We start from the raw sequence: 21,540 nt of genomic DNA on the forward strand, positions 1-21,540 counted from the left end.
GCATTTGATAAATTATTATTAAAAATATACGGATATTAGAATTAAAATAACAGTTAGGGGATATTAAATTGGATATTTTTTATATTGACAGAAGAACAAAACAGAAAATCAAAGAAATAGTTGCAGGTGAAAAATTAATAAAGTGGAATTACGAATCTTCACTAGGTAGGACCTTAGGTGAATTGTTAGGAAAACGGAAATTCCTTAGCTGGTACTACGGTAAATTGCAAGATAAGCCCAGTAGTAAGAATAAAATTAAAAAATTCGCTCAAACCCTTGGTATCGATATGAAAGAAGCCAAAAGAGAGAACTATGAGCAGTATGATTCCTTTAACGATTTTTTTGCAAGGGAGATAAAAGAAGAAGCCCGCCCTATAGTTAAAGAAGTAGTATCCCTTGCATCCCCTGCCGATGGGAGGGTTTTTGCATATGAAAATATTGATATTGACCGTGTTATTCAGGTTAAAGGATTTGAATACTCCCTAGGGGAACTTTTTGGTGACTCAAAGTTAGCCTGCGAATATCAAGGAGGAGTATGTTATGTTATAAGGCTATGCCCTGCAGATTACCATAGATTTCACTTTTGTGATTTTGGCACTGTGGGTAGCACAAAAAAGATTAAAGGTAATTACTATTCTGTGAATCCCATTGCATTAAATAAAATACCTGAATTATATTGTCGAAATAAAAGAGAGGTTACTTTATTTGAATCAGATAATTTTGGTAAGATAGCCTATGTGGAAGTTGGAGCAACTGCTGTGGGAACCATCATTCAAACTTTCCAGGAGGGTAATAGAGTTTTTAAGGGAGAGGAAAAAGGGTATTTCAAATTTGGAGGGTCAACTGTGATCTTGTTCTTCCAAAAAGGGACAGTGAAGGTAGATAACGATATACTAGAACATACAGAAGGTGGATATGAGACAAAGGTTAATATGGGAGAGAAAATTGGGACAAAGATGATATAAATAAGGCACCTAAGAAATAGGTGTCCTTTTCTATTTTTAATTGAAGCCCAAATCTTTAATTTTCGTTCTAATTATCTTCCATGGACTGCTTTTGTTTATGGTGATATAATTAAGAAAAAGGATGGAGGGATTAAGATGGATAGATTTATTGCTGTGTTGTTAGGAATAACCCTCTTTTTTGCTGGATTAACCTATATTTTAGGGAAGTTTGCTAAAAAAATAAGGATTATAAAGTACATCCCTGGGATAATAGCTATTCTTCTAGGTGTTTATTATATATATATTGCAAGACAGCCCCACATAGGGTTTGAAGGACTGGCGATGGCCATCTTGGCAATTATGCTGTTTTGGGCTGCTTTATCTAACCTAGTAACGGGAGTAATAATAGATTTTGTGATACCCATGATAAAAAATAGAAAGAAAACAGACAGTCATTAGTTGGAAAAAGGAGTTGAGATCCCATGGAGAATTTTGTACACCTACATGTTCATACTGAATACAGCTTGCTTGATGGTGCAGCTAAAATTAAGGATGTGGTTGCAAAGGCTAAAGAATTAGGACAACCTGCCATAGCAATAACGGACCATGGGACAATGTACGGAGTCATTGATTTTTATAAGGAGTGTAAAAAGCAAGGGGTAAAGCCTATAATAGGCTGTGAAGTATATGTAGCTGCAGGGAGTCGTTTTTCCAAAGAAGGGCGAAGAGACGATAACAGTTATCACCTAGTACTTTTGGCAAAAGACAATGAAGGGTACAAAAATTTGATGAAGTTGGTATCCTTAGGCTATACAGAGGGATTTTATTATAAACCACGGGTAGATATGGAACTATTACAAAAATATAGCCATGGCTTAATTTGCCTCTCTGCATGTTTAGGTGGGGAAATCCCCCAATATATTTTGCAAAATAGAAATGAAGAAGCATTGGAATGTACTCAAAAACTTCTAAGCTTTTTTGGTAGGGATAATTTCTATATGGAGTTGCAAGACCATGGTCTCATGGAGCAAAAACAGGTTAACGCAAAACTCATAGAAATTGCAAATAAGCTAGATATCCAGATGGTTGTTACCAATGATATACATTATACGTCCCGTGTTGACAGTGGACCCCATGATGTACTTCTTTGTATTCAGACCGCTAAAAATATCGACGAAACCGGTCGTATGAAGTTTCCCAATGATGAATTCTATATGAAATCAAGGGGTGAGCTTGAGCATAGCTTCGCCCATCAAAAAAAAGCATTAGATAACACCGTTGATATAGCAAATAAATGCAACGTAGACTTTGATTTTGACACAACTCACTTGCCACAATATCCGGTTCCAGAAGGAGAAACCTTAGACTCATACCTAGAAAAGTTATGTGTAGAAGGCATTAAATATAGATATAGTGATATTAAGCCACAAATACTTGAACGATTGGATATGGAACTAAGTGTTATTAAAAACATGGGCTATAGTGGTTACTTCTTGATCGTTTGGGATTTTATAAAATTCGCACGGGAAAATGACATACTAGTGGGTCCAGGCCGTGGTTCTGCTGCAGGAAGTATTGTTGCATATAGTTTAGGGATTACCAACATAGACCCATTAAAATACGACTTGCTTTTTGAAAGATTTCTTAACCCTGAAAGGGTATCTATGCCCGATATAGATATTGACTTTTGTTATGAGCGTCGCGAGGAAGTTATAAATTATGTTGTGGAAAAATACGGAGAAGATAAAGTAGCTCAGATTATAACATTTGGTACCATGGCAGCTAGAGCCGTTGTGAGAGACGTGGGGAGGGCTCTAGGTATACCCTACTCAGACGTTGATAAGATAGCCAAACTAATCCCCATGGAGCTAAACATGACCATAGACAAGGCCTTGAAGGTAGAGCCAACATTAAAGTTGCTATACAATGAAGATGAGACCATAAAGAAGCTACTAGACGTATCCCTTTCTTTGGAAGGTATGCCACGTCACTCATCTACACACGCTGCGGGTGTTGTTATATCAAAGGAACCTTTGACAGAATACGTACCCCTTCAGACTGTGGAAAACGGTGTGGTAACCCAGTTCCCCATGGGGACTTTAGAAGAACTAGGCCTTTTGAAAATGGACTTCTTAGGTTTACGTACATTGACCATAATAAATAATGCAGTAAAAATCATAGAAAGTACCCACAATAAAAAAATAGATATAGATACTGTATCCTATGACGATGAAAAGACATATAACCTACTTTCAGAAGGGAAGACACTAGGAGTATTCCAACTGGAAAGTAGTGGTATGAGAAATGTTTTAAGGGAGCTAAAGCCTACTAAATTTGAAGAAATAATAGCTGTTGTGGCCCTTTATAGACCAGGCCCTATGGAGCAGATTCCAACATTTATTAAAAGTAAGCATAAGCAAATACCCATTAGCTATCCCCATGAGAAGGTTAAAAGTGTACTTGAAGAAACCTATGGAATTATGGTATACCAAGAACAGATTATGAGGGTTGCATCTGACTTAGCTGGATTTTCACTGGGTGAATCAGATATTCTACGTAGGGCAATCGGTAAAAAGAAAAGTGAAGTTCTTGCTGAACAACGTAAAATATTCATGGAAGGTTGCTTGAAAAACGGGCTTGACGAAAAACTCGCAGAGCATGTTTATGACCTTATTGTTAAATTTGCTGACTATGGTTTTAACAAGTCCCATGCTGCGGCATATGCAGTTCTTGCCTATCAAACAGCATATCTAAAAGCAAACTATCCCACTGAATTTTTAGCTGCCATGTTAACAGGTGTTATGGGTTCTTCTGATAAAGTTGCATTATATATAGATGACTGTAAGAACTTAAACATTCAGATACTGCCACCTGATATCAATGAAAGTTTAAAAAACTTTACAGTTGTAGATGTAGAGAAGATAAGGTTTGGCTTATTGGCTGTTAAAAATGTAGGTGCTAATATAATTGATGATATTATAAAGGAAAGACAAAAAAACGGACCATTTAAAACAATGGACGATTTTGTTTCAAGGATCTATAACTTAAACAGAAGGGTTTTAGAAAGTTTAATTAAGGCAGGTGCCTTTGATACACTAAACTCTAACAGAGCACAACTATTAAGCTGCATAGACATGATAATAAATTATGGGGAAAGTATCCGTCGTGAAAAAGAGAGTGGGCAAATGTCTCTATTTGATATTATAGCTGATACAAATGAGCAAGAACTAGTTCTGCCAGACCTACCTGCATTTAGCTCAAAAGATCAGCTTGCCCTAGAAAAAGAAACATTGGGACTATATATAAGTGGACACCCCCTAAATGACTATCTTGATATATATACAAAAGGTGTAATTAACACCTTAGAACTAAAAGAGCTCCCCGATAATCAAAGGGTTAAAATCGCAGGTACAGTTTCCTCATGCAAAAAGATTTTTACTAAGGCAGGAAAACCCATGGCCTTTATTGAACTAGAGGATATGTATGGTGTTGTTGAGGTTGTAGTATTTACAGATCAGTACGAAAGACATTTGGACAAGCTTATTAGTGATGAACCAATAATTGTCCTAGGTCGGGTATCCCTGAAGGAAGAAGAGGATCCTAAAATAGTATGTCAAGAAATATACGGTATAACAGAAGATTTTAGGCTGTACAAGAAAAGGGAAAAACCTAGTAGTAATCTTTTTGTGAAAGAGGAAGTAGCTGCTGTTGACATGCCAAAGAAAATTTTCTTAAAGTTAGTCTTTCAGGAAGAATTGATTGCTAAATTAAATAGAGTGATCGAAATTGCCCATGGAGATAGTGAAGTGTTTTTCTACATCTCAGATAAAGGAAAAGTAATTAAGGCCCATACTAAAGTTAATGTTACAGAAACACTTCTTGACTGTTTTGGGGAACTAGTGGGCAAAGAAAATGTAAAGGTAACATAGTACGTTGCATAACATATAGGGAGAGGAGTTGGAATAGATGAAAAAACTAATTGTTGAAATGCTTGAGCAAAGGGGAGTAAAAATAGAGGAAATCGCTGACTTAGTACTAGAACTACAAAAACCTTACTTGCCAAACATAAGCTTAGATGTTTGTATAGAGCAGGTGGAAAAAGTTCTAGACAAAAGAGAAGTACAAAATGCAATGCTTACGGGCATGGTTTTAGATGTTTATACTGAGAAAAAGATGCTTCCTGAACCCCTCCAAAGTATCCTAGAGACAGATGAAGGACTATATGGGGTGGATGAGGTTTTAGCATTAAGCATCACAAATATTTATGGTAGTATCGGATTCACTAATTTTGGTTATCTTGATAAAATTAAAATAGGTATTTTAGAAAGGCTTAATAACAAAAAAAGCGGTAAAGTACACACATTCTTAGATGATCTTGTGGCTGCCATAGCTGCATCAGCTGCATCAAGACTAGCCCATGGTGAAAAGGGAGAAGTAATTTAATGCTTTAAGCCGATACGGTTGACTACCGTATCGGCTTACTTTATAATTTAGGTGAGAATGTTATCAAAATCACTAGGGAGGAATCAGCCATGCGGGAACAAGCGTTAAAGCTTCATAAGGACAGTCAAGGTAAGCTAGCAGTGGTCAGTAAGGTAGAATTAAAGGACGCACAAGATTTAAGTTTAGCCTATTCACCAGGAGTTGCAGAACCATGTATGGAAATACATAAAGATGTAAACACAGCTTATGATTACACTGCTAAAGGCAATTTCGTTGCAGTTGTATCAGATGGAACCGCTGTATTAGGATTGGGTGATATCGGTCCAGAAGCTGCTTTGCCAGTAATGGAAGGAAAGGCTGTTCTGTTTAAAGCCTTTGCAGGAGTAGATGCATTCCCAATTTGCCTAGATACAAAGGATCCAGAAAAGATTATTGAGGTGGTGAGGTTACTACAGCCTACCTTTGGAGGAGTAAACCTAGAAGATATAGCAGCACCTCAATGTTTTGAAATAGAAAAAAAGCTAAAAGAAATATGTGACATCCCCATATTCCATGACGACCAACATGGTACAGCTATTGTAACAGTTGGAGGTCTTATTAACGCTTTAAAGATTACTAACAGAAAAGCAGAAGACATTAAAGTTGTAGTTAATGGAGCAGGGGCATCAGCAATCTCTGTTACTAAATTAATTATGGGATTAGGTACAACTAATATAATTATGTGTGACAGCAAAGGTTCTCTATATGAAGGACGTACAGTTAGTATGAACCCATATAAGGATGAAATGGCTAGGATTACAAACCCTGAGAATCTAGAAGTAAGCCTTACAGAGGCTTTAAAAGATGCTGATGTATTCATTGGCCTATCTGTGGGTAATGTTGTTACTGAGGAAATGGTTCAAGGTATGGCTAAAGATTCTATCATATTTGCCATGGCGAACCCTACCCCAGAGATTGATCCGGCCCTAGCTAAAAAAGCTGGTGCAAGGGTAATAGGTACTGGACGTTCTGACTACCCTAACCAAGTAAACAATGTACTTGCATTCCCTGGAGTGTTTAGAGGTGCATTAGACACAAGGTCTAAAGATATAAATGAAGAGATGAAAGTAGCTGCGGCTCAAGCCATTGCTAACTTAATTACAGAAGAAGAACTAAACGAAGAGTATGTTATACCAAATCCTTTTGATCCAAGGGTTGCACCTGAAGTTGCTAAAGCTGTGGCAATAGCAGCCATGGAAACTGGGGTTGCTACAATTAAAGTTGACCCAGATGCTGTCTTAGAAAACACAAAAAAGCTGGCAACAATTAAGTAACAATCATAAAAGTAGTTGTTAAGTATCAATAAAAAGTAAATTGCTTGATAAAAAAGCGTCTTACGACGCTTTTTTTATTTTTTAAAAAGGATTTCTTTAACTTGATAAAGAATATATGAAATGAGGACATGGGATTATAAAAGTGTAAACAGTTATATGCAAGGTAGATTAAAACACAAATGGAAAAAGTATAAAAGAAAGGTGTGTTGCCATGGTATTCCTCATAACCTTTATTTTTGTTTTTCTTGTCTTTGCCATGGAAGTTGGGGCAATCGCCCTAAAGATAACGGGCATGGAAATAGGTAATGCAAGATTTCAAGCTCTTTCGGCACTAACTGGAACAGGATTCACAACTAAGGAAAGCGATGTAATTATCAAAGATAAGATGAGAAGAGAATTATAATGTCTTTAATGATAATTGGACATATCGGCCTTACGGTGATAGTTATATCAGCTGTAACCCTTAGTAGGGCAATTGCGTTATGGCAACTGTTTGCGGGGGCTTCTTTGATTTGCTTGGTTTATATAATTTCCACAAACAGATTTTTACTGACTAATCTGGATAAGGGGATTGAAAACCAGTTAATTAAAAAATTAAGGCTTTCTAAAAAACCAGTGGAAGAAATACTACATTTAAGTGATGAATATAGTATTGCAGAGGTGGAATTAAGTGAGAACTGCCCCATAATTAATAGAAGTTTAACTTCTTTACAATTAACGAAAAAGGATATTTTAGTACTGGCCATAAAGGGAGAGAATAGACTAATTTTAACACCCACTGGAAATGATATAATTAAACAGGGCGAATCACTTGTAGTGTACGGAAAGTTAAAAAATATAGAAGAAATCATAAATTGCAACATATAAGAAGTGGAAAGGTGGGTTAAGAATGTGGAAAGTGGTTTACATAGCGAACAATGATCGATTAGCAGAAAAAATAAAGAATAAGCTTTCTACCGAAGGGTTTATGGTGCAGTTAAGGGAATTATCTAAAAATCCTCAAAAAAAAGGACAGGTAGAAATATTAGTCCCTAGATCAGAAGCTCCTGATGTAGTAGAATTTTTATCAGAATTTAGCTAAAAACTATTGAAGTTATACTCAAATAAGGATAAAATAACAGTAACAACATTAGTGTCCCTGTGGGACATAAAAGGTCCATGAAGGTCAAGGTAAGGAGGCAATTTAATAATGATAAAAAGAATAGCAGTAATGACTAGTGGTGGAGATGCACCTGGTATGAATGCAGCTGTAAGGGCAGTAGTTAGAAAAGGGATTTATCACGGACTTGAGGTTTACGGAATTAAAAGAGGTTTTGCAGGACTTATAATAGGTGAAATGGAAAAAATGGAACTGAGTTCTGTGGCTGATATAATTCACAGAGGTGGGACAATCCTTAGGACAGCACGGTGTGACGAGTTCAAAGACCCTGAAGTTCAAAAAAAAGCCGTTGAGTTATTAAGAGAAAAAGGTATTGATGGAATTATTGTCATAGGTGGAGACGGATCCTTTATGGGTGCTAGGGCTTTATCAAACCTTGGTATCCCAACTATTGGTATACCAGGAACAATAGACAATGACATCCCAAGTACAGACTATTCAATTGGCTTTGATACAGCAGTTAATACTGCTATTGATGCAATTAATAAAATAAGGGATACAGCCACTTCCCATGAACGCACATTTGTAGTTGAGGTTATGGGTAGAAATGCAGGGGATATAGCTTTGGCTTCGGGATTAGCTGGTGGAGCGGAATCTATCCTCATACCAGAAGAAGAAGTCTCCCTAGAGGAAGTTGTTAAAAGGTTACTTCAAGGTTCAAAAAGGGGTAAACTACATAGTATTATAGTTGTAGCTGAAGGTGTGGCAAGCGGTAATGATGTGGGTGAATATATAAAAGGAAAAACTGGGTTTGATACTAGAGTTATCGTACTAGGACATGTACAAAGGGGTGGAGCACCTAGTTCTTTCGATAGAATATTAGCTAGCCGTTTAGCTGCTAAAGCTGTTGACTTGCTATTGGATAATGAAGCAGGTAAAATGGTTGGTTTAATTAATAATAATGTAGTGGCAACAGAAATAAAAGAAGCACTAAGCCAAAAGCACGAGATAGACAAAGAGATGCTGGAGTTAGCTAGAATTTTATCTATATAGAGGAGGATATTCATGAGAAGGACAAAAATCGTTTGTACCATTGGGCCAGCAAGTCAGTCGCCTGATCAATTAAAAAAACTCATGTTAGCTGGCATGGATGTGGCCAGACTTAATTTTTCCCATGGGGATTATGAAGAGCATGGAGCAAGAATTAAGAACATTAGAGAAGTTGCTAATGAGTTAGGTAAAAACATTGCAATTTTACTAGATACTAAAGGTCCTGAGATAAGGATTAAGAAATTTGCAGCTGGAAAAATTCAGTTACAAGACGGTGGTGAATTTACATTAACAACTGAGGACATCGAAGGGGATACTACAAAGGTTGCCGTAACATACGAAGGTCTTACAGAGGATGTTACTGTTGGAGACAAAATATTAATAGATGATGGCTTAATTGAACTTAAAGTTTTGGAAGTAGTAGGACCTAACATAAAGTGTCAAGTGCAAAATGGTGGTCCATTAAGTGATAGAAAAGGAGTTAACCTTCCTGGAGTTTCAGTATCCCTACCAGCAATGTCAGAAAAAGATTTAAATGACATTAAATTTGGTATTGAACAGGATGTTGATTTCATAGCAGCATCTTTTATAAGAAAAGCATCAGATGTTATAGCTATTAGAAAAGTGCTAGAAGAATACAACAGTGATATACACATTATTTCTAAGATAGAAAACCAAGAAGGTGTAGACAACTTAGATGAAATCATCAAAGTATCTGATGGATTGATGGTTGCCAGAGGAGACTTAGGTGTTGAGATTCCTGTTGAGGAAGTACCACTGGCCCAAAAGCTTATGATTGAAAGTTGCAATAAAGCAGGTAAACCTGTAATCACAGCTACTCAAATGCTAGATTCTATGATGAGAAATCCTCGACCAACTCGAGCTGAAGCCAGTGATGTAGCCAACGCGATTTTTGATGGCACAGATGCTATAATGCTTTCAGGTGAGACAGCTGCTGGTAAGTACCCAGAGGAATCTGTAAAAACCATGGCTCAAATTGCCCAAAGAGCTGAGCAAGCTGTACATTATGAGGAGATTCTTGGCAAAAAAACTTTCACACCTAAGGCTTCAATAACTGACTCCATAAGTAGTGCAACATGTACAACAGCACAAAACTTAGGAGCAGCAGCGGTTATAACATCTACTCAATCAGGCTTTACTGCGAAAATGGTTTCTAAATATAGACCAAAAGCACCAATTATAGCAGTAACACCAGATGAAAGAGTAGTTAGAAAGTTAGTTCTATCTTGGGGTGTTTTTCCAATACTTGGTGATCAAACTGAAAATACTGATGATATGTTCCAAGAAGCTATTACTAAATCCTTACAAGCAGGCTATATAAGAGAAGGTGATTTAGTAATAATCACCGCTGGTGTCCCAGTTGGATTAGCTGGAACAACTAACCTATTGAAGGTTCATATTGTTGGAGATGTTTTAGTTAAAGGGACTGGAATTGGAAATACTGGCGTGTTTGGAAATGTGATTGTGGCAAAATCCGCTAGTGACTTTCAAAGTAAACAAGGACAAGGTAATATCTTAGTTACCGTATCTACCGACCGTGACTTAGTACCTTTCTTAGATGGGATCAAAGCTATAGTTGCAGAAGAAGCAGGACTAACATCACCTACAGCCATTATCGGGCTATCAAAGGGTATACCAGTAATTGTAGGTGCAAGAGGTGCAACAAACCTATTAAAAGATGGCCAAGATGTAACAGTCGACCCACAAAGAGGACTAGTATACAAAGGCTTTGCAACAATTAAATAAACGAAAACCCAGCGTATAACGCTGGGTTTTTTATAACGTGCATCATATGAAGAAACTCCAAATTTTACAATTATCAAAAGTTACTCTATAATTTATAATAAAAGGTAAAGGGGGAGATAATGAATGCTTAGTAAGTTATTGATTATTTTTACTTTGGTCCCTTTAGTTGAGCTGTGGTTGCTTTTTGAAGTATCCAAATACATAGGTGGTGGTACAACTGTTATAATTGTTGCCATGACAGGATTTTTTGGGGTGATATTAGCCAAATCTCAGGGGCTTATGGTGCTAAGGCAAATGGCTGTTCGTCTATCTAAGGCAGAAATGCCTGCAGCCGGCTTAATAGATGGAGCATGCATATTAATAGGGGGAGCCTTTCTGCTAACTCCAGGGCTGCTAACAGATGCTGCTGGGTTCATGCTACTTTTCCCTATAACTCGTGGAATAATAAAAAAATACGCTAGAACAAAAATACAGCAGATGATTGAGTCTAACGACATATTTATTTATAGAAAGTAATACACACAAAAAACTTGCCCTATGGCAGGTCTTTTTTTTAGCTCTGATTTTCCCTATAATCTATCATTATTTGATCTACATAAGAATATATAATCTATTAGATACTGAGGGGAGAGCTGATAAAGATGCTACTAACTGATTGTAGAAAAGGGGACGTAGTTGAAATAATGGATATACATGACAACTGGGCTAAGGAGCAAGTTATAAGGTTTGGAATTGTACAAGGTGTAAAGGTGACCTGTGTTTCCATAAGCACCCACGGTCCCGTAGTTATAAAGAAAAATAATCAACAAATAGCATTGGGTTATCAAATAGCTAAAGAGGTAAAAGTTAAAAGAGGGGTGGGGGCATGGGGAAGAAAATAGTATTAGTTGGCAATCCCAATGTAGGGAAATCAGTTTTTTTCAATGCATTTACTGGAGCCTATGTAGATGTGTCAAACTTTCCTGGGACTACAGTTGATATAAGTGTTGGAAAATATAAAAACTATGAAGTAATAGACACACCAGGGGTATATGGGATATCGTCATTTAATGATGAGGAAAGGGTAACAAAGGAAGTAGTAATACAAGCAGATATGATTGTAAATGTAGTAGATGCTAACAATTTAGAGCGGGATCTGTTTTTAACACTACAACTTTTAGATATGGGTAAGCCAATGATTTTGGTGCTTAACATGATAGATGAAGCTAAAAAAAATGGAAGAGAAATAGACACATTCAAACTAAGTAACCTAATAGGGGTAGAGGTAATTAGTACTATTGCCACTAAAAAAATAGGTATAGATAAAGTGAAAGAGGCTATTACAAGGGCAAAGAAAGGTACAATGGATCAAAAAATATCCAGTGATATTAGCAAACTCCACAAATCACTGTCACAAGAAATTAGGCTTTTAATATTAGAAGATGACCAACCAGTCCTAGATAAGTATGGACTTAAAAAGAGAGGAAGGCGGGAAGAATACTATCTTTATAGAAGGCATAGGGTAAATGAAATCTGTAGGGAAGTTATAATGGATAGAAATATAAAAGATTCTATTAAACTTAGGTTAAGCAATATTTTGATACACCCACTATGGGGCAGCGTTTTTTTAGTTCTAAGTTTATTTTTAATATATATTTTCATAGGAGATATAGTTTCCCAGAGGATAGTGGATTTTACGGAAGGGTATATTATGGGACAGTTAGTAGAACCTGGTTTAGTAGGTTTAATAAGTAAAGTGATAAATCCATCTTCTTTTCTAGGTAGTTTGCTAATAGGTGAATACGGAATTTTCACCCTTACCATTACATATCTTTTAGGTCTTTTACTTCCACTTGTATTGGGCTTTTACTTTGTTTTGGCCATAATGGAAGACAGCGGATACTTGCCTAGGATAGCAGTTTTGTTAGACAAACTGATGAATAAAATAGGTTTAAACGGTAAAGGAATTATACCAATAATATTGGGATTCGGGTGTGTTACCATGGCTACAATTACCACTAGGGTTCTTGGGTCACAGCGCGAAAGGACTATAGCCACTTTTCTTTTGGCTGTAAGCATACCATGTAGTGCACAGCTTGCAGTAATCGTAGGACTTATATCACCCTTAGGTGGGTACTACATTGCCTTGTATATATTTGTTATGATTAGTATTTTTATAATTATAGGTAAATTATTATCTGTTATTATGCCAGGCAAAAGTAGTGCATTATTAATTGACTTACCTCCATTGAGACTGCCACGGCTCAAAAATATAACCAAGAAAACATATCACAAGACCATAGGTTTTTTACAGGATGCGGCACCTTTATTTGCCATGGGAGCTATGTTGATTGGTTTTCTACAGTATTTTGATATTTTATCAAGTATTCAAAACCTAATGACACCACTAACAGTTGATTGGTTAGGGCTTCCAAAGGAAGCGGCCAATGTTTTTATAATGGGGTTGATTAGAAGAGACTTTGGGACAGCGGGTCTTTACACATTGTCCCTCACTTCAAGTCAGGTGCTAGTTTCCTTGGTAACTATAACTTTGTTTGTACCATGTATAGCAAGCATGATGGTAATAATCAAAGAAAGGGGACTTTTTTCAGGGGTTATAACTTTTTTGTTAAGTATAGTAATTGCATTTTTTACGGGGGGGCTCCTTGCTATACTTGTATAGGCAATAATTGTAGATTTACATTATATTATCACATTTAGATAAATACATATAAAAAGGCAGTTTATGTCTAGTCAGTATTTGCCACTTATGTTATAATGACAAGTGAATAATTGCCAATAACTTTAAGGGGGTGTCTTGGATGGCTTACAAAATCTCAGATGCTTGTATCGAATGTGGTGCATGTGAAGGTACCTGTCCGGTTTCAGCTATCGCTGCTGGAGAAGGTCAATACATAATTGATGCTGATGCTTGTATCGATTGTGGTGCGTGCTGTGACTCTTGCCCAGTTGAAGCAATTTCAGAATAATTTTTTTCATTCGTCTAAAAAACAGGACCGACTTAGTCGGTCCTGTTTTTTTGTATTTTATTGCCCGAACAGTTGTAGGCAGGGCTTTAGCCATGTGCCCACGAAATTGACAAAAAACCTCTAAACCTTGCCACGGATTAACACTGATTTAATGGGATTTTAAAGATACAAATATTAAAAAATGGCCACAGATCTACATGATCTATATGATCTTAAAGGGCAGGGCTAAAATTACGGGCTTAGTCAAGGGGTTACCTGATTTTTGTGGAATCAATATAGGGGTTGAAGGTAAAAGGCTTAATAACTGGCTTACATAGAAAGACTTTCTCCCCAAACGGTTGTAGGCAAGGCTTTAGCCTTGAGACCCACGAAATTGACTCTAACCCTCTAACCCTCGCCACGGATTAACACTGATTTAATGGGATTTTTAAAGATACAAATATTAAAATATGGCCACAGATCTACATGATCTATATGATCTTAAAGGGCAGGGCTAAAATTACGGCTTAGCCATGGATTTACCTGATTTTTGTGGTATCAATATAGGGGTTGAAGGTAAAAGGCTTAATAACTGGCTTACTGGAAAGACATTCTCCCAAACAGTTGTAGGCAAGGCTTTAGCCTTGAGGTCCACGAAATTGACAAAAAACCTCTAAACCTTGCCACTGATTAACACTGATTTAAAAGGATTTTAAAGATACAAATATTAAAAAATGGCCACAGATCTACATGATCTATATGATCTAAAAGGGCAGGGCTAAAATTACGGGCTTAGCCAAGGGGTTACCTGATTTTTGTGGAATCAATATAGGGGTTGAAGGAAAAAGGCTTAAAAACTGGCTTACTGGAAAGACATTCTCCCAAACAGTTGTAGGCAAGGCTTTAGCCTTGAGACCCACGAAATTGACAAAACCAAACCCTGCCACTGATTAACACTGATTTACTCGGATTTTTAAAGGCAAAAAAACTAAAATCTGGCCACAGATCCACATGATCCAGATGATCAAATAATTACATAAAGAGAAAAGAAATTATAGCATGTGGTTATGCTTTATTTTTCATATGAAATTCTTTAATCTTTATGACATCCTTTCGTATAACAAAAAAGCTAATTATAACAAGTGCGATAATGTTTCCCGCCAATATTTGGCCTACACCACTATGATCCCTAAACAAAAGTACATTAAAAAAGTACAAATACATAACTATTCTTGAAAACAGAGTGTTAATTAAATAAACATAAGAATCTTTTTTGAAAATAATAGATAGTACTATGTTTAGAAATAAAACAAATAACACCACTTTTGCTCTTAACGGCAAAACCATAAAATTGATAGACAATATTTCCATAACCTCTAAAATTTTTTTCATCCCCCTCAAAAAAAAAATAACTGTATCAAAAATTTGTTATATTTAAAATATTATATCATGAGTGGGGAAAAACTAATATAATTAATCCACAAATATCTTGAAATCTGGCAATAACAGTAAGAAAGTACTTTTCTCGAAAAAGACTAACTACTAGGCATCCAATGAGCTGGTTTCCACCCTAAAGACTTTCTCAACGAACAGTTGTAGGCAAGGCTTTAGCCTTGAGGCCCACGAAATTGACAGCAACCATCTAAACCTTGCCACAGATTAACACTGATTTAATGGGATTTTAAAGATAAAAATATTAAAATATGGCCACAGATCTACATGATCTATATGATCTTAAAGGGCAGGGCTAAAATTACGGGCTTAGCCATGGATTTACCTGATTTTTGTAGAATCAATATAGGGGTTGAAGGTAAAAGGCTTAATAACTGGCTTACTGGAAAGACTAGTTGTAGGCAAGGCTTTAGCCTTGAGACCCAAGAAATTGCAGCAACCATCTAAACCCTCGCTACGGACTAACACTGATTCTTAGAAAAAGATAAAAATATAGAATATGGCCACAGAACTATATGATCTCAAGAATTGTAGAGAAAAGAAATTATAGCATATGATTAGTTTAAAAAGTACTAAATTAACAAAAACTACCTTAGGGTAGTTTTTTAGTTTGTCCCCCCTCTTGCAAATAAAAACACTTTAAATTATAATTATTACCAAGTAATAATATTAACATGTATTAATAGATATTAGAAGGAGGGTTTAATTGTGGGTTATAATGTGAAAATAGCAGGCGTAGGTTATAGTGTGCCTGAAAAGATACTTACAAATAAAGATTTAGAAAAAATCGTAGATACATCAGACGAGTGGATTACCCAAAGGACCGGTATTCAAGAAAGAAGAGTAGCTGCAAAGGGGGAACCTACATCGTTCTTTGCAACCATAGCTGCCCAAAAGGCATTGGAGATGTCGGGAATACAGGCAGAGGAAATCGACTTAATAATCGTAGGTACTGTAACACCTGATATGGCATTTCCATCCACTGCATGTATTGTTCAGAAAAATATTGGAGCAAAGAAAGCCGCGGCTTTTGATTTAGAGGCTGCCTGTACAGGGTTTATTTATGGCATGTCTGTGGCTACGTCTTTTATTGAGAACAATATATATAAAAATGTACTGGTAATTGGTGCAGAAACCCTTTCAACCATTGTTGATTATGAAGATAGAAACACTTGTATTCTTTTTGGAGATGGTGCAGGAGCTGTTGTACTTACTAAATCAGAAGAAAAACAAGTGTTAGCAATAGACCTAGGTGCAGATGGAACAGGGGGAGACCTGCTATCTAGACCTGCAGGAGGATCTTTAAACCCAATAACTGAAGAGAACATAAAAAATAGGGAACATTTTGTTAAAATGGCAGGTCAAGAGGTTTTTAAATTTGCAGTAAACATAATGAATGAAACCAGCAAAAAATGTATTGAAAAAGCTGGGTTAACAAATGAGAATATTGACTTTTTTATACCCCATCAGGCAAATATAAGAATCATTGAATCAGCAGTTAAAAGACTCAAAATATCACCTGAGAAAGTGTACATAAATCTGGATAAATACGGAAACATGTCTGCAGCATCCATACCAGTAGCCCTAGGTGAAGCTGTGGAAAAGGGACTTATCAAAAAAGGTGATAATGTCTTAATGGTAGGTTTTGGTGGAGGATTAACATGGGGTGGAACCCTTATAAAATGGTAGGAGGTTTAAAATATGATTAAAACTAAAATATGCGATTTGCTAGGAATAGAACACCCTATTATACAAGGTGGAATGGCGTGGCTAGCTACATATGAATTAGCAGCAGCGGTATCAGAAGCTGGTGGACTTGGTATTATTGGTGCAGGTAATGCACCAGCAGACTGGGTAGCTGACCAGATAGATAAGGTTCGCGAAAAGACAGATAAACCATTTGGTGTAAATGTTATGCTTTTATCACCCTTTGCGGAAGAAGTTATAGATGTTGTTATTGAAAAAAAAGTTACTGTTGTTACTACAGGTGCAGGAAACCCAGGTCCCTATGTTGATAGACTTAAAAAGGCAGGATGTAAGATTATCCCTGTTGTTGCATCAGTAACCCTAGCTAAAAGGATGGAGAGACTTGGAATAGACGCAGTAATAGCAGAAGGTATGGAAGCCGGTGGTCATATAGGTGACCTTACAACCATGTCCATGACTCCTCAAATTGTGGATGCAGTAAGTGTTCCTGTTATTGCAGCAGGTGGTATAGCAGACGGAAGAGGCTTTGCCGCTGCATTAGCATTAGGTGCACAAGGAATACAGATAGGTACTAGATTTGTGTGTGCCACAGAGTGTATAGCCCATGATGAGTATAAGAACATGTTTGTTAGAGCAAAAGATAGGGATACAGTTATTACAGGTAGAGCAACAGGTCATCCTGTAAGGGCACTTAAAAATAAATTCTCTAGGGATTTTGAAAAACATGAGAAAACAGGGGCTAGTAAAGAAGAATTAGAAATGCTAGGAGCTGGCAAATACAGAATAGCAGCCATTGAAGGTGACATCGTTGAAGGAACAGTTCTTGCAGGACAAAGTGCAGGTATGATTAAAAAAGTGGAGCCAGCCAAGGATATAATCGAGGATATAGTAAAGGGTTGTACACAAACCCTTAAGTTCATGGGGAGGGTTTACAGTGAGTAAAATCGCCTTTATTTTCCCTGGCCAAGGTGCACAGTTTGTTGGTATGGGAAAAGATATAATTGAGAACAACGAAACTGCCCTTAAAATTTATGATAAAGCCAATGATATTTTAGGGTATGACATCAAAAATATTATTTTAAATGGCCCTAAAGAACAACTAGACAGTACAGAAAACACCCAACCCGCTATACTAACAATGAGCTACGCATTATTAGAGGTTTTAAGAAGTGAAGGTATAACACCCCAAGGTGTAGCAGGCTTGAGTTTAGGTGAATACAGTGCACTTTTATCATCCCAAGTAATGGATTTTGAATCTGCCCTTCCTTTGGTTAGAAAACGTGCAAAATTTATGCAAAGTGCTGTGCCAGTAGGTGTTGGTGGAATGGTTGCTCTAGTGGGGATTAAAAAAGAAGGACTTACTGAACTTGTAGATAGTATAGAAAGTGGCTACCTAGCTGTTGCTAATTATAACTGCCCTGGACAATATGTTGTTACAGGGGAAAAAGATGCCATAGCAGAGACAATGGAAAAGGCTAAGGAGTTTGGTGCTAGAAGAGCAATAAAACTTGATGTAAGTGGACCCTTTCACTCAAAATTACTAACAGAAGCTGGGGAAAATTTAGGAATAGAGTTAGACAAAATCCAATTACAAGATCCAGCAATTCCAATATATAGTAATGTCACAGCAAAAACCTATGAAAATAAATTAGAAATCAGAGAATTATTAGTTAAGCAGGTAAGTAATTCTGTATTATGGCAACAAACCATAGAAAATATGGTGGCTGATGGTTTTACAGGTTTTGTAGAGGTAGGACCACAAAAAACTTTATCTGCAATGGTAAAAAAGATTAGTAAAGATGTATGGGTTAAAAATATTGAAGATAACGAAAGTCTTATGACTTTTATTAAAGAATTTAAGGAGGGAGTTCATGAAACTAAATAGTAAGGTAGCTGTAGTTACAGGAGCCTCTAGGGGAATTGGCAAGGCAATTGCACTTAAGTTAGCTAAAGAAGGTGCAAAAGTTGTTGTTAATTACAACTCCAGTGAAGAGGAAGCCAACAAAGTTGTTGAAGAAATAGTAGCCTTAGGTAGCGAAGGAATTTCTATTAAAGCAGATATTTCAAACTTTCAGGATAGTCAAAGGCTTATAGATGAGGCAGTAAATGCCTTCGGCACCATAGATATACTAGTAAACAACGCGGGGATTACAAAGGACAATTTACTACTTAGAATGTCAGAAGAAGAGTTCGACAAAGTTATAGATGTAAACTTAAAAGGTTACTTCAACTGTACAAAAGCTGTATCAAGACTTATGTTAAAGAAAAAAGCGGGTAAGATAATTAATATTACTTCAGTTATAGGTATAACAGGAAATAGTGGCCAGTCAAACTATGCTGCTGCTAAAGCAGGAGTAATCGGTTTTACTAAGTCACTGGCTAAAGAGCTTGGTAGTAAAGGGATCAATGTAAATGCTGTGGCTCCAGGCTTTATTCAAACTGATATGACAGATAAGCTACCTGACAATGTAAAAGAAAATATAGGTCAAAATATACCCCTAAAAGCCCTGGGTTTACCTGAGGATGTAGCAAATTTAGTAAGTTTTCTAGCTGGGGAAGAAAGTAAATACATCACTGGACAAACCATTGCAGTTGATGGTGGTCTAGCACTATAGTTTTAAGGGAGGCAAAATATAATGAAAAATAGAGTTGTGGTAACTGGTTTAGGTACAATTACACCTGTTGGTAATACTTTAGAGGATTTTTGGAATAATTTATTAAAAGGGATAAGTGGAGTAGATTATATTACTTACTTCGATACCACAGATTTTCCCACAAAGATTGCAGCTCAAGTTAAAGACTTTGATATAGAAAAGTACATGGACAAAAAAGAAGCAAAAAGAACAGATAAATTTGTTCAGTATGGAGTAGGTGCAGCAGTTGAAGCATGGAGACAAGCAGAATTTCAAGAGGGTACTTACAACCCTGAAAGAGTAGGAGTTCTAGTGGGCTCAGGTATAGGTGGTATTGAGACCTTAGAGGAACAACATAAAGTATTTTTAAATAAAGGTGTTAGAAGAGTAAGCCCATTTTTTGTGCCCATGATGATTTCAAACATGGCAGCTGGACAAATATCCATATCCTTAGGCGCTAAGGGCCCAGTTTCATCTGTTGTAACAGCTTGTGCCACAGGTACAAACGCCATAGGTGATGCATTTAAAACCATCCAGAGGGGCGATGCGGATGTTATGGTAGCAGGAGGTGCAGAGGCTTCAATTACACCAATGGGTCTTGGTGGTTTTTGTTCTGCTAGAGCTGTATCCACAAACAATGATAACCCAAAGGGAGCAAGCAGACCTTTTGAAAAAAATAGAGATGGGTTTGTAATGGGTGAAGGGGCAGGAATAGTAATACTTGAATCCTTAGAGCATGCTCAAAAACGTGGTGCTAAAATTTTAGCCGAGGTCGTGGGTTATGGTGTTGCATCAGATGCATTCCACGTTGTACAGCCAGCACCGGGTGGTGAAGGTGGAGCTAGAGCTATGCAGCTGGCAATTAACGACGCTGGTATAAGTCCAAATGAAGTGGATTATATAAATGCCCATGGAACAAGCACTGACTTTAATGACCGTTTGGAAACAGAAGCTATTAAATCCATATTTGGTGACCATGCAAATAAGCTTAACATTAGCTCTACCAAGTCAATGACTGGTCATTTACTTGGAGCCGCAGGCGGTATAGAGCTTATAGCTTGCGTGATGTCAACTATGGAAAACAAGATTCACCCGACCATCAACTATGACACGCCAGACCCAGATTGTGACTTAAACTATACACCTAACAAGATGGTGGAAAGAGAAGTGAATTACGCCATGTCTAACTCTTTAGGTTTTGGTGGACACAACGCTACTTTGGTGGTGAAAAAATGGAGAGATTAGAAAATCTTAACATAGAAGATATAAAAAAAATAATACCCCATCGTTATCCTTTTTTATTGGTGGATAAAATAGAAGAGGTAGAGATAGGGAAAAGGGCAGTGGGTTATAAAAATGTCACCGCAAACGAAGAGTATTTCAACGGGCATTTTCCCGATTATCCTGTAATGCCTGGGGTATTGATGGTAGAAGCAATGGCACAAGTGGGTGCAGTTGCTATCCTCTCAAAGCAAGAGAATAAAAACAAACTAGCTTTTTTTGCTGGAATTGATAAAGTAAGATTCAAAAAGCAGGTTATTCCAGGAGATGTGTTGAAACTAGAAGTGGAGATAATTTCTCAACGTGGACCAATAGGTAAAGGTCAAGGAACAGTAACTGTAGACGGCAAAGTGGCAGTTACAGCGGAATTAATGTTTGCCATCGCCGATAAACAGGCATAAGGAGGGACAAAAATGAAGTCAGAAGAGATTTTAAAAATAATAGAAGCACTAGGTAAAACTGACCTTACTGAGTTTTCCCTGGAGCAAAAGGATTTTGTCTTAAAAATGGGTAAAGGAACTACACAAGTAATTAGAGAAGCAGAGATAGTGAGGCAAGCCCCTACTACAATAGAGTCAGTTGCTAGCCAACCTGTACCAGCTGAGCCTCAGAAAGTGGAGATCTTGGCAAAAGCCGAGGAAAGTCAAGATAATTTAATCAAGGTGACCTCACCTATGGTTGGAACCTACTATCAATCTCCCTCACCAGAAGCACCAGCTTTTGTTAAGGTAGGAGACAGTATTGAAAAAGGTGACGTCCTTTGCATAATAGAGGCTATGAAATTAATGAATGAGATAGAAGCTAGTGAAAAGGGTAAAATTGTTAAGGTTCTAGTAGAAAATGGTGAATTGGTGGAGTATGGTCAAACCCTTTTCCTTATTGAACCATTTTAAGGGGGATTCC

23 protein-coding genes are annotated in these 21,540 nt (G+C 37.0%); 22 read left to right on the forward strand and 1 reads right to left on the reverse strand.

Going from position 1 to position 21,540, the window contains the following annotated elements:
- The first annotated feature begins 74 nt into the window (after positions 1 to 74).
- The 14 genes from HYG86_RS13095 (at position 75) to HYG86_RS13160 (ending at position 13,585) form a co-directional block, all read left to right on the forward strand.
- Positions 75 to 965 (forward strand): phosphatidylserine decarboxylase, encoded by an 891-nt coding sequence (locus HYG86_RS13095; protein WP_343064239.1) that lies wholly within the window; start codon positions 75 to 77, stop codon positions 963 to 965.
- A 135-nt stretch (positions 966 to 1,100) separates the two neighbouring features.
- Positions 1,101 to 1,403 (forward strand): hypothetical protein, encoded by a 303-nt coding sequence (locus HYG86_RS13100; RefSeq protein WP_213166055.1) that lies wholly within the window; start codon positions 1,101 to 1,103, stop codon positions 1,401 to 1,403.
- A 23-nt stretch (positions 1,404 to 1,426) separates the two neighbouring features.
- Positions 1,427 to 4,873 carry a DNA polymerase III subunit alpha gene (locus HYG86_RS13105; RefSeq protein ID WP_213166056.1) on the forward strand — a complete coding sequence of 1,149 codons (3,447 nt, stop codon included), beginning with the start codon at positions 1,427 to 1,429 and terminating at the stop codon, positions 4,871 to 4,873.
- A 37-nt stretch (positions 4,874 to 4,910) separates the two neighbouring features.
- Positions 4,911 to 5,387: a phosphatidylglycerophosphatase A family protein gene (locus HYG86_RS13110; RefSeq protein ID WP_213166057.1), complete on the forward strand. Its 477-nt coding sequence runs from the start codon at positions 4,911 to 4,913 to the stop codon at positions 5,385 to 5,387.
- An 89-nt stretch (positions 5,388 to 5,476) separates the two neighbouring features.
- On the forward strand, positions 5,477 to 6,700 hold the full coding sequence (locus HYG86_RS13115; RefSeq protein ID WP_213166058.1) for an NAD(P)-dependent malic enzyme: 1,224 nt from the start codon (positions 5,477 to 5,479) through the stop codon (positions 6,698 to 6,700).
- A 211-nt stretch (positions 6,701 to 6,911) separates the two neighbouring features.
- A complete protein-coding gene (locus HYG86_RS13120) occupies positions 6,912 to 7,103 on the forward strand; it encodes a hypothetical protein (RefSeq protein ID WP_213166059.1) in 192 nt (63 codons plus the stop codon).
- A complete protein-coding gene (locus HYG86_RS13125) occupies positions 7,103 to 7,567 on the forward strand; it encodes a TrkA C-terminal domain-containing protein (RefSeq protein ID WP_213166060.1) in 465 nt (154 codons plus the stop codon). The genes HYG86_RS13120 and HYG86_RS13125 overlap by 1 nt, the downstream gene beginning before the upstream one ends.
- Before the next feature lie 22 nt (positions 7,568 to 7,589).
- Positions 7,590 to 7,781 (forward strand): glutamate decarboxylase, encoded by a 192-nt coding sequence (locus HYG86_RS13130; protein WP_213166061.1) that lies wholly within the window; start codon positions 7,590 to 7,592, stop codon positions 7,779 to 7,781.
- Between the two features lie 111 nt (positions 7,782 to 7,892).
- Positions 7,893 to 8,852, forward strand: coding sequence for a 6-phosphofructokinase (gene pfkA / locus HYG86_RS13135; protein ID WP_213169271.1), 960 nt, complete (start codon positions 7,893 to 7,895; stop codon positions 8,850 to 8,852).
- Between the two features lie 12 nt (positions 8,853 to 8,864).
- Entirely contained in the window at positions 8,865 to 10,616 is a 1,752-nt protein-coding gene (gene pyk / locus HYG86_RS13140; protein WP_213166062.1) for a pyruvate kinase, read from the forward strand.
- 123 nt (positions 10,617 to 10,739) lie between these two features.
- Positions 10,740 to 11,132, forward strand: coding sequence for an FxsA family protein (locus HYG86_RS13145; protein WP_213166063.1), 393 nt, complete (start codon positions 10,740 to 10,742; stop codon positions 11,130 to 11,132).
- A gap of 125 nt (positions 11,133 to 11,257) precedes the next feature.
- Entirely contained in the window at positions 11,258 to 11,497 is a 240-nt protein-coding gene (locus tag HYG86_RS13150; protein ID WP_213166064.1) for a FeoA family protein, read from the forward strand.
- The gene (gene feoB / locus HYG86_RS13155) at positions 11,482 to 13,278 is read left to right on the forward strand and encodes a ferrous iron transport protein B (protein WP_213166065.1); all 1,797 of its coding nucleotides are present in this window, start codon (positions 11,482 to 11,484) and stop codon (positions 13,276 to 13,278) included. The genes HYG86_RS13150 and feoB overlap by 16 nt, the downstream gene beginning before the upstream one ends.
- Positions 13,279 to 13,417: 139 nt before the next feature.
- The gene (locus HYG86_RS13160) at positions 13,418 to 13,585 is read left to right on the forward strand and encodes a DUF362 domain-containing protein (RefSeq protein ID WP_213166066.1); all 168 of its coding nucleotides are present in this window, start codon (positions 13,418 to 13,420) and stop codon (positions 13,583 to 13,585) included.
- A 1,044-nt stretch (positions 13,586 to 14,629) separates the two neighbouring features.
- Here HYG86_RS13160 and HYG86_RS13165 read toward each other — a convergent pair.
- On the reverse strand, positions 14,630 to 14,935 hold the full coding sequence (locus HYG86_RS13165; protein ID WP_213166067.1) for a hypothetical protein: 306 nt from the start codon (positions 14,933 to 14,935) through the stop codon (positions 14,630 to 14,632).
- A 348-nt stretch (positions 14,936 to 15,283) separates the two neighbouring features.
- On the opposite strand from HYG86_RS13165, the gene HYG86_RS13170 reads away from it, so the two are divergent.
- From HYG86_RS13170 to accB, 8 genes are all read left to right on the forward strand, one after another.
- Positions 15,284 to 15,463 (forward strand): hypothetical protein, encoded by a 180-nt coding sequence (locus HYG86_RS13170; protein WP_213166068.1) that lies wholly within the window; start codon positions 15,284 to 15,286, stop codon positions 15,461 to 15,463.
- Between the two features lie 261 nt (positions 15,464 to 15,724).
- A complete protein-coding gene (locus tag HYG86_RS13175) occupies positions 15,725 to 16,705 on the forward strand; it encodes a beta-ketoacyl-ACP synthase III (protein WP_213166069.1) in 981 nt (326 codons plus the stop codon).
- 12 nt (positions 16,706 to 16,717) lie between these two features.
- The gene (fabK, locus tag HYG86_RS13180) at positions 16,718 to 17,665 is read left to right on the forward strand and encodes an enoyl-[acyl-carrier-protein] reductase FabK (protein ID WP_213166070.1); all 948 of its coding nucleotides are present in this window, start codon (positions 16,718 to 16,720) and stop codon (positions 17,663 to 17,665) included.
- A complete protein-coding gene (gene fabD, locus HYG86_RS13185; protein ID WP_213166071.1) occupies positions 17,658 to 18,608 on the forward strand; it encodes an ACP S-malonyltransferase in 951 nt (316 codons plus the stop codon). The genes fabK and fabD overlap by 8 nt, the downstream gene beginning before the upstream one ends.
- Positions 18,595 to 19,338, forward strand: coding sequence for a 3-oxoacyl-[acyl-carrier-protein] reductase (fabG, locus tag HYG86_RS13190; RefSeq protein WP_213166072.1), 744 nt, complete (start codon positions 18,595 to 18,597; stop codon positions 19,336 to 19,338). The genes fabD and fabG overlap by 14 nt, the downstream gene beginning before the upstream one ends.
- A 21-nt stretch (positions 19,339 to 19,359) precedes the next feature.
- Positions 19,360 to 20,601: a beta-ketoacyl-ACP synthase II gene (gene fabF, locus HYG86_RS13195; RefSeq protein ID WP_213166073.1), complete on the forward strand. Its 1,242-nt coding sequence runs from the start codon at positions 19,360 to 19,362 to the stop codon at positions 20,599 to 20,601.
- Positions 20,589 to 21,038 carry a 3-hydroxyacyl-ACP dehydratase FabZ gene (fabZ, locus tag HYG86_RS13200; protein ID WP_213166074.1) on the forward strand — a complete coding sequence of 150 codons (450 nt, stop codon included), beginning with the start codon at positions 20,589 to 20,591 and terminating at the stop codon, positions 21,036 to 21,038. The genes fabF and fabZ overlap by 13 nt, the downstream gene beginning before the upstream one ends.
- Positions 21,039 to 21,050: 12 nt before the next feature.
- Complete coding sequence (gene accB / locus HYG86_RS13205) at positions 21,051 to 21,530, forward strand: acetyl-CoA carboxylase biotin carboxyl carrier protein (RefSeq protein WP_213166075.1); 480 nt, start codon at positions 21,051 to 21,053, stop codon at positions 21,528 to 21,530.
- Positions 21,531 to 21,540: the final 10 nt, after the last annotated feature.

It is taken from the genome of Alkalicella caledoniensis, assembly GCF_014467015.1.
Lineage (GTDB): Bacteria > Bacillota > Proteinivoracia > Proteinivoracales > Proteinivoracaceae > Alkalicella > Alkalicella caledoniensis.

Excerpts from the sequence above, each read along its gene's own strand:
- HYG86_RS13100 (WP_213166055.1), top strand. The coding sequence starts at position 1,101 with ATGGATAGATTTATTGCTGTGTTGTTAGGAATAACCCTCTTTTTTGCT.
- HYG86_RS13105 (WP_213166056.1), top strand. The coding sequence starts at position 1,427 with ATGGAGAATTTTGTACACCTACATGTTCATACTGAATACAGCTTGCTT.
- HYG86_RS13110 (WP_213166057.1), top strand. The coding sequence starts at position 4,911 with ATGAAAAAACTAATTGTTGAAATGCTTGAGCAAAGGGGAGTAAAAATA.
- HYG86_RS13115 (WP_213166058.1), top strand. The coding sequence starts at position 5,477 with ATGCGGGAACAAGCGTTAAAGCTTCATAAGGACAGTCAAGGTAAGCTA.
- HYG86_RS13120 (WP_213166059.1), top strand. The coding sequence starts at position 6,912 with ATGGTATTCCTCATAACCTTTATTTTTGTTTTTCTTGTCTTTGCCATG.
- HYG86_RS13125 (WP_213166060.1), top strand. The coding sequence starts at position 7,103 with ATGTCTTTAATGATAATTGGACATATCGGCCTTACGGTGATAGTTATA.
- HYG86_RS13130 (WP_213166061.1), top strand. The coding sequence starts at position 7,590 with ATGTGGAAAGTGGTTTACATAGCGAACAATGATCGATTAGCAGAAAAA.
- pyk (WP_213166062.1), top strand. The coding sequence starts at position 8,865 with ATGAGAAGGACAAAAATCGTTTGTACCATTGGGCCAGCAAGTCAGTCG.
- HYG86_RS13145 (WP_213166063.1), top strand. The coding sequence starts at position 10,740 with ATGCTTAGTAAGTTATTGATTATTTTTACTTTGGTCCCTTTAGTTGAG.
- HYG86_RS13150 (WP_213166064.1), top strand. The coding sequence starts at position 11,258 with ATGCTACTAACTGATTGTAGAAAAGGGGACGTAGTTGAAATAATGGAT.
- feoB (WP_213166065.1), top strand. The coding sequence starts at position 11,482 with ATGGGGAAGAAAATAGTATTAGTTGGCAATCCCAATGTAGGGAAATCA.
- HYG86_RS13160 (WP_213166066.1), top strand. The coding sequence starts at position 13,418 with ATGGCTTACAAAATCTCAGATGCTTGTATCGAATGTGGTGCATGTGAA.
- HYG86_RS13165 (WP_213166067.1), bottom strand. The coding sequence starts at position 14,935 with ATGGAAATATTGTCTATCAATTTTATGGTTTTGCCGTTAAGAGCAAAA.
- HYG86_RS13170 (WP_213166068.1), top strand. The coding sequence starts at position 15,284 with ATGATCTATATGATCTTAAAGGGCAGGGCTAAAATTACGGGCTTAGCC.
- fabK (WP_213166070.1), top strand. The coding sequence starts at position 16,718 with ATGATTAAAACTAAAATATGCGATTTGCTAGGAATAGAACACCCTATT.
- fabG (WP_213166072.1), top strand. The coding sequence starts at position 18,595 with ATGAAACTAAATAGTAAGGTAGCTGTAGTTACAGGAGCCTCTAGGGGA.
- fabF (WP_213166073.1), top strand. The coding sequence starts at position 19,360 with ATGAAAAATAGAGTTGTGGTAACTGGTTTAGGTACAATTACACCTGTT.
- fabZ (WP_213166074.1), top strand. The coding sequence starts at position 20,589 with ATGGAGAGATTAGAAAATCTTAACATAGAAGATATAAAAAAAATAATA.
- accB (WP_213166075.1), top strand. The coding sequence starts at position 21,051 with ATGAAGTCAGAAGAGATTTTAAAAATAATAGAAGCACTAGGTAAAACT.